Here is a 14,941-nt window from a genome sequence, read left to right on the forward strand (position 1 = left end):
TAAATCAATCTGAGAGTGAAGCCATTTCAACGCCTAGTGATTTTGAAAACCTGAGAATTCTAAACGCTTACTAAAACAATATACATATACATAAAAAGGTATTTTAAAATTAAAAAAATATATTTTAACATTGATTATTTGAGATTTAGCGTTAAATTAACCAAACCATTGATCTGCGCTATTTCTAAATTTTATTTTTTATGAACCACAGGCTCCCCTTCTTTTTCATCGTGTTTTTGATGCTAATAATGGGTGCTGTTCTTGCCCTTGCTAACAATTTTTCCTTTACAGATTTATTACAACCATCAAGGCTTTCTGATGATTTGAGATTGGTTCCCATTGCGGATTTTGAATTTGATACTTCCATTACCTGTAGCTACACGGACATTAACTTCACTAATCTTTCCACAGGAGACAGCTTGACCTTTGAGTGGAATTTTGGTGATGAAAACTCAGGTAACAACAACCTTTCTACGGAAGAGCATCCTTTCCACAGCTTTATTGGAGATCCAGGCACCTCCACACAAACCTTCACAGTATCACTTACCGCCACCGAGCCAGATGGAAGTCAAAGCACGATCACCAAAGACATCACGCTCAATCAGGCCCCTTCCCTTGCCGTGGGAAGTGAACAAAACGGTGTTGACTTTGATGACCTGCAATATATTATCATTTGTGAAAACAATGATTCTGAATTTATCTTTTACAACCAATCCACTACCCAAGACACCAATGTATCCTATGAACTTGACTGGGGGGATGGTTCTGAAAAATTTACGGGATCGGCCTGGTCCGAACTTTCTCATGCCTATCCAATCGGCATTTATAGAATCACCTATTCTGTAACTGGCTCAAATGGCTGTACTGCCACAGAAGAGTACGGAATATTTGTGGGATCCAACCCTGCAGTCGGTTTGGGCAACCCGGGTAACACGAACGTATGTGGGGGGCAAACACTTTCCTTCCCCATAACAGGAACCGAAAACAACCCTGAAGGCACCGTTTATACCGTTGATTATTCAGACGGGTCTCCCATAGAGACTTATAATCACCCCCCTCCAGCAGAAGTAACCCATACCTTTGAAGAATCTTCTTGCGGTGTAAATAGTGGTGACTTTCCCAATTCCTACTCAGTAAAGATCACCGCTTCCAACCCCTGTTCTGCTTCATCAGCAGTGGTTTCTCCTATTTACGTATCTGAGGCCCCAGATCCAGAATTTTCGGCACCAGAAGAACCTGTATGCGTTGAAAGCCCTGTACGTATTCAGAATCTTACAGAATTTGGGGGAGAAGTGAGCAATAATGGACAGTGTGAGGATTTTGGAAAATTCGTCTGGCAAATCACTCCTGAGACAGGCTGGGAATTATCTTCCGGGAACTTAGGCAATCAACCCAACCCCAATGCACCCAACTCTTGGATGAATGGATCAGAACTGATCTACCCTATCTTCTCTGAACCTGGCACCTATACTGTTAAATTGATCACAGGCAACCGCTGTGGTATTAATGAGGAAGTAAAAACCATTTGTGTCACCGCCATTCCAAATATTACGTTTGAAGCGGACATCTTGGAAGGCTGCGGACCACTAACCGTCAATACTACCAACAACTCCATCGTAGATGAAAGCTGCGGAGATTCGACTGTTTACAATTGGACCGTAAGGTACCAAAGGGATTTCTGCGGAACTAGCGCAGACTGGGCTTTTGGAGAAGGTAGCGGAGCAAATTCCTTAAGCCCAACATTTAACTTTATCGGTCCTGGTAAATACACGATTACCCTAAGTACTACCACCAGTTGTGGGACATTTACAGATGAAAAAGAGATCAGTGTTTATGCACCACCAATTGTAAACATTGCTTCTATTGCGAATATTTGCGAGCCTTCACAATTCAATCCTCAGGCTAGTATAGACCTCTGCGACCCGAGTGAACCCACCTACCTTTGGACATTTATTGGCGGAACACCAGCAAGCTCTACCCTGAGAGACCCTGGCTTGATTACATTTGACACACCTGGTGAAAAGTCTGTAATTCTCGCTGTTACTTCTGGATGTGGCGTGGTGAGGGATACTGTCAATTTTGCATATAATGCGCCGCCAATCGCTGAAGCAGGTCAAGACAGCACCATTTGTAATGGGGAAACCATAACACTTATGGGAGCAGCATTGGATTCAGGAAATTATAGCTACAGATGGTTCAGCTCGGGAAATGACCTTATAAGTCCTCCCAACATTGCCAATCCTTCTGTAAGCCCGAGTGCAAACAGCACCTACACCCTGATCATCACAGACAATGAAACAGGATGCAGTGCCGAAGATACGGTAAATATCAACGTAGAACCTGCACCCATTATTGAGTTTTCTTTAGGTGATCAAATAATTTGTTCAGGAGGAATTTCTGAAGCTGTGACCTTAACTTCTTCCCCCGGGACTACGCTGGAGTGGAGCGCAGATTATGGTCCCATTACAGGTGGAGCTACCTCTGGAAGTACGGAAATCCCATCTCAAACCCTTATCAACCCCACCCGGTCCCCAGTGGAAGTCACTTACACGGCCATCATAATTGCTACAGAACAAGGTTCCTGCAACGTTCAGCCTGCCGTCTATACAATCACCGTTAACCCTAGCCTGGAATACAGCAATGATACAATCTCAGTTTGTAATGGGGAACCTTTCAACTTTGTACCCGAGGAGCAAATTTCAGGCACTACCTATACTTGGACAGCATTGGGAGGAGACAATATTTCTGGGTCTTCCAATCAATCAAATCCTTCGCCTACTATCGAACAGACTTTGATCAATTCAGGCAACACTTCTGAAAGTGTCAATTACTTGATCATTCCGGAATTGGATGGTTGTACAGGTCCATCTTTCCAATTAACCGTAGAAGTCATTCCTTCAGCAGTGATCAATTTTGACTCTTCTCCCACCCAGGTAATCTGCTCCGGTGAACAAACCCAAGCTATCAACATTTCCAGCAACATAGATGACGCTACCTTCACCTGGACAGCTGAGGCCAATGGCTTAGATGGGTTGGTTCTTTCTGGAGAAAGCAACACCATCCCCGCTCAACAGATAATTAACCCGACAGGAATTCCTGTCGAAATAATCTACACCGTAAGCAGCTCAGCTGAGTCTCAAGGGAATTGTTCAGGAAACACTTCATCCTATTCCATCACAGTAAACCCTCCAATCACAGTAACTGAGCAGATTTCAGACTTTAGCGGTTACCCTATCTCCTGTGTTGGAGCAGCAGACGGAGCCATCCAAATCAATCCATCTGGTGGAAATGGCACTTACACCTTTGACTGGACTGGACCAAATGGCTTTACTTCTTCTGATGCTGTCATTGATGGTCTAGTGGCCGGAACTTATAACTTAACCATAAGAGATGGTTCAAGCTGCGCAATGACCATCGAATATATTCTGGAAGAACCTTCCGGAGTAAATATCAGCTTATCAGAAGCCATTCAAATACTTTGTGCAGGCGAAGCCTCCGGCGCGATCAACATTGACATCAGTGGGGGAAACACCAATATCCCCTATACCTATGAGTGGGAAAAAGACGGACAACTTTTCGGTGCGGCCACCCAAAATCTAAGCAATATTCCAGCTGGAGAATATTTCCTGACCGTATTTAATGGCTCCAACTGTCCTGCCAGCTTAGGGCCAATCAGCATTACGGAACCTGCCGCCACTTTAGAAATCGACTATACTAAAGAAGACATCAGTTGTTACGGCGCCAATGATGGAAGTTTGGCCCTCAACATCCAAGGAGGAGTAGCTCCTTATCAATTATCCTGGAATTTTGGTTCTGATGAACTGGCCTTTGAAAATCTTGGCCCTGGGACTTATACTGCTACGGTGACAGATCAAGTAGGATGTACAAAAATCGAAGAGATCACGATTTTGGACGCTGACATATTTCAGATCAACCCAGAAGTGCAGTCTATTTCATGTTTTGGCCAGCAAGATGGAAGCATTAGTCTTAATTTGGAGCAAGATGGCCAAAGATATACGATCAGGTGGGACCATGGATCAGAACTTGAAAACCTATTCAACCTCGCATCAGGCAGTTATGGAGTCACTTTAGAGTTGGATGATGGCTGCCAGATCAGGCAAGAATTCAATATCCTTGAACCCGCACCTCTTATTATGGAGTCCCAAGTCATAGATGCTACTGATTGTGACAATCCGCAAAGTGGAAGTATAAGCATTGGCATTTCTGGAGGAACACCTCCCTATAGCTTTAGCTGGGACCACGGATCAACAGATCAAGAAATCTTGAATATACCTGCAGGACAATATCTCGCTACGGTCATTGATGCTGCTGGCTGTACCTATGTGCAACAATTTGAAGTCAAAAGACCACCAGCTATCTCAGTAATCGATAGAAGGGTCGTTGAAATTTCCTGTGAGCAAAGTCAAGTAACTGAAGAAATAGAACTCTTTGTCACAGGAGGAATTCCACCCTATTCGATCAATTGGTCGGCAGGGGAAGTGAGCAACAATGGTTTATTGATGCGTACCGATCAATCCGGCCTATTCTCAGTAGAAATTGTCGACGGTAACGGATGTTTCTATACAGAATCCTTCACCATAGAAAATCCCCCAACAGTGGTAGATGCTGAAGCCAACTCAGACAGTTTTGCGGAGTTCAATTCCCATTTGGTGAATTTTGATGTTTCTTTTCAAAACCTCTCTTCCGGAAATATTGCCTCGGTCTTTTGGGACTTTGGGGATGGCAGTTCCAGCGCAGAGCAAAATCCCATCCATCAATACAGTAGCCCCGGAACCTATACCACGACATTGAATATCATAGATGTTTATGGATGTACTTCCACGAAACAGCTTACCCTAGAAGTTAGCGATCATTTTATTGCTGTACCCAATGTTTTCACTCCCAATAGCGATGGCATCAATGATCAATTCTTTCCAAAATTTACCTTGGTCAAATCACTGGAATTCTGGATTTATAATAAATGGGGAGAAATCATCTTTTTTACGGATGACCTTAATTCAGAAGGGTGGGATGGCACGATAAACGGTGTTCCTGCTCAGCCGGGCAACTATGTATACAAGCTCAACTACAGTACAATGGACAACAGGCAAAAGTCTGTTACTGATGTCTTTTTACTTCTAAAATAATGAAAAAAGCACTACTGACCATATGGTTTACTTTTATACTGCTCAGTGCCGGCATAGCTCAGGACTTTCAATATTCTCAGTTTTATGCCGCACCACTGTACCTCAACCCTGCCATGGCCGGAGCCACAGAATTATCCCGAGCTGGAGCCAACTATCGCAAACAATGGCCAGGGCTTTCCAATGATTTTACAGCGTATTCTGCTTACTTCGACCATTACAGCTATGACCTTAAAAGCGGCTTTGGGGTAGCGATCAACAGTTTCCAAGAGTCCAATATGAAAATCAAAACCAGCGACATTTCCTTTTTTTATTCCTACAAACTACAACTGGCTGAGGATTGGGTCTTTCGCTTTGGTGGGCAAGCCGCTATCGTTCAGCGAAGTGCTGTACTGGACAACCTTGTTTTTGGTGACCAGATTGACATCTTTGCCCAGAACATCAATCCGGTCACTTTGGATGATGTTCCAGACTTTGAACCTTATAATTATCTTGACCTTTCATTTGGAGCCTTGGTGCATAATGAATATTTCTTTTTAGGAGCCGCAGCTCACCATATCAATCAACCTGGATTGAGCTTCTATCCCGATGAGTCTTTGGGCACACTTCCTGTTAAATGGGGAGGCCATGGAGGGATCAATTTTCCTTTGGGAGCAAATGATTATTTCGGTTCAAAATTTGATAATCAAGCTACCGTTATGGCCAGTTACAAGCAACAGGGGCCCTTTAAGCAATTGGACATCGGCACCCAATTGCTCTATGGATCCGTTATTGGAGGACTAAGCTACCGCGGAATCCCAGGAACACGGGGAAACGCCAATCATGATTCTTTAATATTTCTATTGGGAATCAAATTGGAATCGGGCATTGTGATTGGCTACAGCTATGATTTTATGCTGTCCAATATTGGGAGTCAGACCAAAGGTGCACATGAAATATCCCTGCGCTATTTATTCCTCTGGGGCAACCCTAGGGATAGAAATAGAAGATCCAGAATCAACGACTGTTTCTATTATATGATGTAAAAGTCGATTTGGATTGAATGGCCCAATTTTAACTTTTCACATTTTAGGTTAACTTTGAATAGAACCTCAAACACTATGAAAGTTACCAAACTCCCCTACTTAATACTCATATGCAGTTGCTTCTTACTTACTAGCTGTAGTTGTAATCCTGAGAAAATCTTCGAAATGATAGCCAATTCAAGCATGTTCAAGGGGCAAGGGGAGGTGATGGCCATTGGCGGTTTTTCCAGGATTGAGTCCCACTTCCAAAAGGACTTTAGCAACGACAGCAGTAGAATAGAGCTTAAGCTGTTTGATGGCAAACTACCCGAGCTTTATGAGAATGAAGCCAACATTGCCAGAAAATGTGCAAAGACATACATTGAGGCTTCCGAAAGTGAAGATTATTATGAGATAGAAGTGTTCATCATTAAGACCAACGAACAAATCCCATCCCAAACCATTTATCAAAGTAATTACACATTCGAGGTGGCGAGTCTTGTTGACAAACAATAGACTCACAGATTTATAAGAAAGCCTTAAGGTTTAATCTATTATTTTTACCATTAACAACCGAAACATGAATTATAATGCGCCCCAATCCAACTACCAGCCCCCGGTTTCAGTAGGAGACTGGATCATCACCCTGATAGTCACCAGTATTCCATTTATTGGGTTTATCATGCTTATTATCTGGGCAGTGGATAAAAACACACCTGAAAGCAAAGCCAATTATGCCAAAGCCGCTTTAATTGTTTATGCAATCGCTGTAGTGCTTACTTTCCTGTTTATAAGTTTGGTTGGGCTCAGCTTCTTTTCAAGCGGACACAGGGCAAGTGATTTCGGTTTTTCATAAAATATTGAACAAGTTAATTCATGAACATCAAAGCAATATGTACCGATATTGACGGTACTTTATTGAACAAAAACAGAGAAATCTCTGAAAGAACCATCAAAGCTATAAAACAGCTTCCTGATGATTTTCCGGTTATATTGGCTTCTTCCAGAATGCCCAGTGCCATGAGACATTTACAAGCTACCATGGATAGGCTCAAAAACCCTATGATTTGTTATAATGGAGGATATGTGATCCACTTTAATGGCACAAAGGATGACTTCGAGTTATTGGACACGGTCAAAATCCCATTGGATATTTGCCATCATATTGCTGATTTGTCTGCTGGAACAGACATCCATGTCAGTGTCTACCATGAAGATGAATGGTATGCCCCACAAGAAGATTTTTGGACTGACCGAGAAATCACCAGTACTAAAGTCAAACCCTTGATTCGCCCTTGGCAAGAAGTTCATGATGACTGGAACAGCAGAAAGGCCGGTGCCCACAAAGTCATGTGTATGGGGCCAGCTGAGCAAATAGATCACATCTTTAGAGTTTTGGAACTGGAAAAAAATGAAGATCTCCACCTTTATAGATCCAAAGACACTTATATCGAAATTGCGCCTAAAGCAATCTCTAAAGCCAGTGCCCTTGCATTACTTCTTAACCAGAAATACAGCATTAAAATGTCAGAAGTAATGGCCTTTGGTGACAATTACAATGATATAGAAATGCTGGATGCAGTGGGACATGGGGTGGCTGTGGCCAATGCCCGAGAAGAAGTCAAATCAGTAGCCAATGAAATCACAGCCAAAAACACCGAGGATGGCGTGGCACTAATGATCGAAAAATATTTACTTTGATCATCTTCTAGCAAGTGTTTAAAAAAGTAAAAGGCCATTACAAAAAATAATGTAATGGCCTTTTACTTTTTAAGATGTTTTCTTAGTGATAAAAATTCTCAAACAGGCACCATTAAAAACATCTATCCAAAATCAAAACTCAGGAAGTCACTAAAGCCTCCTTTTTCACTACTGGCTTCTTTCTTCTCGGCTTTTTCTTCATTTTATTAATCCAAATCAAGGTACCTGTAACCGGTAAGCTTGTTGCAATCAAGCAGGAAATAAAGTAAAGTAGCTTTGTAAATCCTCCATAAACGGAACCGATATGCAGTGCTTTAATGGATCTGGCCACTCTCTGGTTAAAGGGTTGGTCGGAAAAAATCTGAACATCAGTTACCTCTGCCGTCTCAGGATCCAGACTTACCCTATCACCAGCAGCTGGGGCAAAGAAACCCACTTTACTTTTGGATATATCTATTTTACTATTTGCATCTTGTGGAATACTGATCCGGTAATCTCCTTTATACGGAAGGCTTTTATCCGCCGCCAGGATATACTCTTCAAATGCCAAAAAGGAAGGGGATTCTACCTGTATTTCATCAGACTTATCTTCTCTGTTGGGTTGAGTAGGACGACCATGATCTCCTCCTCTTGATGAAGGAGCTTGATAAGTCCCCAAAGCCTTCTGAAGTCCTGTACGGTACCATGGGAAAGACCACTGTGGGCCCGTCAAGCCCATGACCAAAAGAAATAAAAAGGAATAAAAAGCCAATGTATTATGCAAATCATGGTTGGCTCTTTTCCAGCTACCGTTTAACTTTAACTTCAAGCCCTGCTTCCAGCTTTTCAGCTTTTGGGGAAACCAAATTACTATTCCGGTGATCAAGCCTATGGTAAATAAAATGGTTGCTGTTCCCGAAATATAACTTCCCAATTTCCTATTTTCCAAACCCTCAAACAGTGGTTCCTCAATTTTGTCCAACAACAACCATCGATGCAGACTGAACATATCCCGCATAAATCCGGCTATAGAGTTTTTCTCCTCCGAATTACCTACAATTGCGCCATTGTACGGGTTTATGTAATAAGTTGTACCAAACCGGCTTCGACTCCCTTCTTCCCTGACAGAAAACTCGTAGGTTCTTGCTTCATCATGAGGAATAGAAACTCCTGTAATATTTCCTTCCACCTTGCTGGATAATTTATTCAGCATTTCCTCAACAGTCAACTTACTTTGCCCCTCCTCCTTTTCGATCCAATGAAGATGAGAACTGAACATTTCCTGCAGTTCAGTATTGTAAACATAAATAGTTCCTGATAAACAAATCGGAATGAGCACTAAGGCTCCAGCCAGTCCTACCCAAAGGTGGATATCATTAAAGAACTTCCTGACCTTTTGCCAATTGGTCTTTTTCTTTTTCGTCTTCATCTTATTGAACTTAGTTATGGTTTGAGAAGGGGATCATTTATTTCAGTTGGAAAAAGAAATTACTAAGTCAGCAATTTCTTTTATTTGATTTCTTGGAGGCAGTAGTCTATGAAGATCATCTTTGAACCCATAAGGCCCCTGTACCAACAACTGATGGTACAGGGGCTTATAGGAAGGATTTTTCTTATTTAGAACGCGCCGATAAAATGGTTTCCTGGCTGGTTTACCAATTTAGCACCTACTGACACCTCGCCAGTTTGGCTGTGAAGCACATAGATATTACCATTTTTACCCAGTGGAGAAACCGTTACAAGAAGATCGTTTTCATTCACCACGAATCCTTGGTATTGATTGAATCTTACATCAGCATCATCAGGAATACCATCCACCAAAGCTGCTGTTTGCTGGTTAAGGTCCAACCTAACGATATAACCTTGATCAGATTCTCCATGACGGATCAACGCATAACCAATTCCATTATTGACATATTTCCATGTATCTACATAAACGTCAGTTAGTCCAAGTGCCTCATCTAGACTAATAGAGAAGGAATTATCATATTCATTGTTGGGAGTAATTCTTAAGATATGGGAACCATTGGTATCTCTATTGGTAGATTGATAAATGTATCCGTCTTCTGCCAATTGGTTCACGTTACTTCTGTACCCAGAGCAGTCTCCATTGGCTTGTGTAGAAGTGATGATTGTTGGGTTTTCCAATGAAGGGTAATCAACCACAACAGTCTTTGTACCCAATCTTTCCCACTCACTTTCACTATCACCCGTAGCTGGATCATATTTACGCATCCAAGTACCGATCAATAATTTGTCCCCTGCTTGGTTGAGCACAGGTGCATCCAACCTGAAAATACAGTGACCTGCTAGCTCTTCTTCTGCTGTCAACGGGATCTCATACTGCTTGTAATCCTGAATTAATGTATTCTGTAAATCCAAATCCAATATGGTAGCTATCCCTCTATGGTATTGATAGGGAATAGTTTCATCTTCTGCATTGTTAGCAGTGATATTTGCTACATTTACTGCTATTCCGTTTTGGTCACCGTTATATAACTTACTCCATCGCGGAGCAGTCCCTGCATATTGAGAGATATTGACGGTCACATCTTCCTGCATATAGCTGCTTCCACCTTCAACAGCAAACTTGGAATATTCCCCACCATTTTCACCTGCGTAAGCAATGTTGAACAAGGTATTTCCATCTTCAGAAACCTGCAGTCTTGCGGTACGGTTTGATTTTACTGGAGCACCATTGTCAAAAACATTAATCTCTGTTTCTGGATCAATGGCATCCTCATAGCTTACTGCATAAATCTGGGTTCCACCATTTCCATCACCAGGATTCTCGCCCATAACTGCACCGGCTATGGTCACCCAACGACCTGCTTCTACTTCGGTATCAGGAGTAATATCTTCTTCACTGTTACAGCTGACCGCCGACAATGTAACTGCCACAAGTCCTAACTGCAAAAACCTTGATTTTAAACTGTTTGTAATGAACATCTTATTGGTTTTAATTTTTCAAAAATTTTAGAATTTATTGATTGTATAGTTGATTTTGAGATAAAAGGCCCTTCCTGGTTTTTGTACAGCAAAGTTGTCGTAAACCTGCTTATCAAAAATATTTCTCAGGTCCGCACTAATGGCAAGCCTTTGATTTGGAAGGATATAGGTTGTGCCAAAATCATGAACGTACTGTCGAGGTGTTCTGAAGTCCTCAATTTCCAACCATGTGGTGTAAAAACTTTCTACAAAACTGAAATAATGGGAAAGTCTTAGTGTAGATCCTTTTTGAAAGAGATCTCTGACTGTATATTCTAAAGAGCTGTTTACCGTAAAGTAAGGGTCATTGGGAATCTGCTGATTATAGTTTTTATAGACATTCCCATTCGGATCATATTTTGTATTAAATACAGAGTTGAATTTGGAGAAATTCACTGATGCCTGTAGTTTATTTCTAAAAGAGTAGTTTACCTGGCCCTCAAAGCCAATGGCCTTGGTTTTTCCCAAGTTCACAAAGGGAGCTGTCTGTACCGCATCGTTAATCCTGTCATTGATCTCGCGTGTAATCTTATCCTTGGTATCCCTTATAAACCCTGTACCGGAGAATGAAAACTCATGTTTATCGACTATAAAATCACCCAGTTTGAACCCAAGGTTGAAATTATTACTGATCTCAGGCCTGATACTAATATTCTCCACGATATTTTCTCCAGGGCTACCAAAGATTTCTCCCTCAGAAGGCATTCTTACTGCCTTTTCACCAGATGTCAGTATCAACAGCTTCTTGGACAACTTAAAAGAATAAGCCATACCGTAGCCAATTGTATTTCTCTTACTGGACACCCGATCCTCTACCCTTTCACCCTCTTCCAATAGTGGATCCATCCGATCAATATCCTGAACATAGTATTTACCAAAGATATTTCCTTTTAGTCTTGATTGAATCAAATTGAACTCGTACCCTAATGAGGTAATGTACTTCTGGAGATCCCTAGTACCCACAAACTCTCGTTCAAGCGCACTACGCATCATGTCCTGATCATTTCTATCAATATTAAAATAAGATTGAGAAAGGATCACCTTGTGATTTTTAGTGATATCATAATCTGCAGTTGCCCTGAAAGTACTTACATTTCTGTCTATGTGGTTAATGGTGGGAGCTCCTTGTTGTGCGCCCTGCGGCCGCAATATTGGCTCCCCATACTTCCCAAGGCTCATTTCACCAAACCAATTGTAATTCCATCTTACCGTATCCGTCACCACTTGTGATCTCTTGCTGAAAGAACCATTGAAATTAAGGTTAAGGCCTCTGGTTAATAGGTCCTCCTTTGAGTAATTAAGTCCAAAGACATTTGATTGGGAAGTAGAAAAGCGGCCTTTGTAAGGAATTGACATATAGGCTCCGTGCTGGATCTCATTATAGTCATCAGACCCCGTGTAGCTTATAAAAAACTGATCCGCCCATTTCACGTTGGAAAAACCAATATCAATCTTCCCTCCCACAGACCTGTAGCTGTCATTAAACCTCTTGGCTCTGACATAATCATATCTTCCATTAGGCAAAATATTCCTCACAAACTTCCCCCACACCTCATAATCATTATCCGAGTAGTTATAAAAGCCCGATACTTTTGTAGTAAATCCAGATTTTTCATTCCGAAAAACTGCATTGAGGCTATTCTGAAAAGTATTGAAAGAGCCATAGGAAACAGATGCAGATAGGTGGTTGGACATTCCCTTTTTGAGGATCACATTGATGGCTCCTCCCAATGCATCATCTGCAAGATGGGCAGGAATAACGCCCTTGTATATTTCTATACCTTCGATTAAAGCTGGGGGAATACTGTTTAGACTAAAAGATGGTCCATACGTAGAAATAGGAAGCCCATCGATAAAAATGCGGACAGAGCCACCTGTCATACCGTTAAGATTGTACTCCACACGTGAGCCCAATCCTCCATTTTGTCTTACACGAACTCCTGCTGTTCTATTGAGCAGATCGTTGGTCTGAACTGATTGCAGGGCAGCCTTTTCAGTCTCTATTACCTCTACAGCAAAGCCTTGTGTTTCGATTTCACTTTTAACAGATTGTCCTACCACCACCACTCCATCCAGGTCCGTAGTTGATTCAACCAATGAGAAATCAAGGAGAAACACTTCTTCTGTTTCCTTTACAAATAACTTTTTGGAATGACCTTCATAACCCAAGCAAGAGAGGTGAAGTTCAAATTCCCCTTGAGGCACATCTAGGATCTGATATGTTCCATCAAGGGAGGTGATAGTGCTCAAAGTGCTTCCTTTGATCTGGACAATAACACCAGGTATTGGTTCAGACTGAGCATCAAGAACCTTTCCTTTCACTGTGGCTGCGTAAATGCTTTGAATCCCCAATACCAATCCACTTAGAATAAGAAGCATGGTTAAGCCGCATGATTTTCTCAATAAAAGTAAAGAATTCGCCATTCTAATTGTTTTTGCACCAATCAATTCAAATGAAATTTCAGGTTTCGCTTTCTATTCTGCTCATTTATTAGCAGAAGTATACTGTATTTATTTAGATTTAATCTAACTGAAGGCAAAAATATGGATGAAAAACTTTTAATGCAATGTTTATTTAGATTTATTTTTAATAAGAACTACCGCATGGTTATTTAAAGCGAGGGAACGGTTTATTCTTGATAATTACTTACATACAAGAGGAAAGGAACACAACCTATGAAATCCAATTAGTGCTCATAAATGAAGATACCCTTACAGCACCGCAAGATCATTAATCCTCTTTTCGTGAGAACTCGAGGTTTTGATAAAAATTTCTTTTGGTAAATCGGTAAGGTCAGCTTCTCCCGGAGATAAATCTTTATAAATTATCTTAGCTCAATTCAAATAATTACAATTAACCAACAAATATCTTTGAGGTCAGTGCTATATCTTTAAAAAAAAATTTAGCTTCTTCAATTCTGTCATTAAAGTATTCCTTCTCCGCTTTCAGCCTCCTCAACAGCTCTCTCTAAAAAACCATTGAAAGCATTCATTTTTTGATAGGTGGCCATACAGATATCCACCAAGTTATCTGAAAGGGCTTCTTGATCAGAAAGTGGAGCGGAAACTACAAAGCTCTTCAAGCGCAAAAAATCTACATAAGGATGATCTGCTGAATAGTCTCGAGGAGAAGTCTTCAGTCTTTCCCCCTTTATTTCTCCAAATGTCATTTGAAATGATTGATCAGCAATGATTTTTTCCAATTCAGCGCCCGAATAATCTACTTCCTGCCTGATTTTTTTCAATACACCTGAGGAAGGCATCCATATTCCTCCGGCCAAAAAACATTCACCAGGCTGAATATGTAAATAATAACCTGGTCCATCAGACTTTTTTCCTCCTACTGCAAAATAAGCCCCCATATTATTCTTATAAGGATTCTTATTGGCACTAAATCGAATATCCCGGTTTTGCCTAAAAATACACTCTTTGGCTTTAAGTAATGACAGCCTTGAATCGATTTTAGAGAGTTCTGTCAGCAAAGCTGTCACTGTCTCCAAGAAGCCTGCTTTTACATCTAGGTACCAATCCCTATTTGCATCCATCCACTCCTTATTGTTGTGCTTTGCCAATGAACTCAGAAATTCTAATGTGTCATTTTTCATAGTAGAAAATATTTGATCCGATGACTAATAATAAAAGTAAGATTTATTTCCTGTATTGATTATCTAATGCCCCTTATTTTAATTAATGTATATCCGCAATTGCACCAGTAAAGGTTAAAAGCGAGTCGAAATGTTCGTTTTGATTAAAATATCAACTGCTTCGGTCTTCAGGCTTCAAACTTCTGACCACTTTAAGCAAAGGATTTAAGGTTACTGGCATCATTGCGGATAATCAGATTTTAATTTTAGGCCCTCACTATTTCATGAATACCAATATAGAAAAACCTTCCTTTAGGATTTAGGCATAACACTTACCTCTCTACTACGTATTAATTAAAAATTACGTAAAAATATTTACGTAATTTTACTTAATTTAATTTTTATTACTTACTTTAGCACTTGTTAGCGAGATTCACTAACACACAAACAACCAGCAGCATGAACCATAGAAGGTGTTAATTACAGTAAAAGGAATACATCAAAACACCTTTCTATGCGCTGCAACATAGCTTGTCATGAG

The 14,941-nt window shown here is 40.9% G+C and carries 9 protein-coding genes; 5 read left to right on the forward strand and 4 right to left on the reverse strand.

Translation table 11 applies throughout. The features are described 5' to 3' along the window. Window positions 1-200: 200 nt before the first annotated feature. From IFO69_RS04280 to IFO69_RS04300, 5 genes are all read left to right on the forward strand, one after another. Complete coding sequence (locus tag IFO69_RS04280; RefSeq protein WP_192008636.1) at window positions 201-5,147, forward strand: PKD domain-containing protein; 4,947 nt, start codon at window positions 201-203, stop codon at window positions 5,145-5,147. Next, on the forward strand, window positions 5,147-6,169 hold the full coding sequence (locus IFO69_RS04285; protein WP_192008638.1) for a PorP/SprF family type IX secretion system membrane protein: 1,023 nt from the start codon (window positions 5,147-5,149) through the stop codon (window positions 6,167-6,169). The genes IFO69_RS04280 and IFO69_RS04285 overlap by 1 nt, the downstream gene beginning before the upstream one ends. 165 nt (window positions 6,170-6,334) lie before the next feature. Further along, window positions 6,335-6,664: a hypothetical protein gene (locus IFO69_RS04290; protein ID WP_225443978.1), complete on the forward strand. Its 330-nt coding sequence runs from the start codon at window positions 6,335-6,337 to the stop codon at window positions 6,662-6,664. 64 nt (window positions 6,665-6,728) lie between these two features. Then, the gene (locus IFO69_RS04295; RefSeq protein ID WP_192008642.1) at window positions 6,729-7,004 is read left to right on the forward strand and encodes a hypothetical protein; all 276 of its coding nucleotides are present in this window, start codon (window positions 6,729-6,731) and stop codon (window positions 7,002-7,004) included. A 20-nt stretch (window positions 7,005-7,024) separates the two neighbouring features. After that, window positions 7,025-7,849: a Cof-type HAD-IIB family hydrolase gene (locus IFO69_RS04300; protein ID WP_192008644.1), complete on the forward strand. Its 825-nt coding sequence runs from the start codon at window positions 7,025-7,027 to the stop codon at window positions 7,847-7,849. Between the two features lie 139 nt (window positions 7,850-7,988). On the opposite strand, the gene IFO69_RS04305 is transcribed toward IFO69_RS04300, so the two are convergent. From IFO69_RS04305 to IFO69_RS04320, 4 genes are all read right to left on the reverse strand, one after another. Continuing rightward, a complete protein-coding gene (locus tag IFO69_RS04305) occupies window positions 7,989-9,257 on the reverse strand; it encodes a PepSY-associated TM helix domain-containing protein (protein WP_192008646.1) in 1,269 nt (422 codons plus the stop codon). Window positions 9,258-9,445: 188 nt separating this feature from the next. Beyond that, window positions 9,446-10,744, reverse strand: coding sequence for a hypothetical protein (locus IFO69_RS04310; RefSeq protein WP_225443979.1), 1,299 nt, complete (start codon window positions 10,742-10,744; stop codon window positions 9,446-9,448). Window positions 10,745-10,804: 60 nt separating this feature from the next. After that, entirely contained in the window at window positions 10,805-13,195 is a 2,391-nt protein-coding gene (locus tag IFO69_RS04315) for a TonB-dependent receptor (protein ID WP_225443980.1), read from the reverse strand. 545 nt (window positions 13,196-13,740) lie between these two features. Next, window positions 13,741-14,421, reverse strand: coding sequence for a DUF2461 domain-containing protein (locus IFO69_RS04320; protein WP_192008651.1), 681 nt, complete (start codon window positions 14,419-14,421; stop codon window positions 13,741-13,743). Between the last annotated feature and the right edge of the window lie 520 nt (window positions 14,422-14,941).

Origin of the sequence: Echinicola arenosa, from assembly GCF_014841125.1 — a bacterium.
Classification (GTDB): Bacteria; Bacteroidota; Bacteroidia; order Cytophagales; family Cyclobacteriaceae; genus Echinicola; species Echinicola arenosa.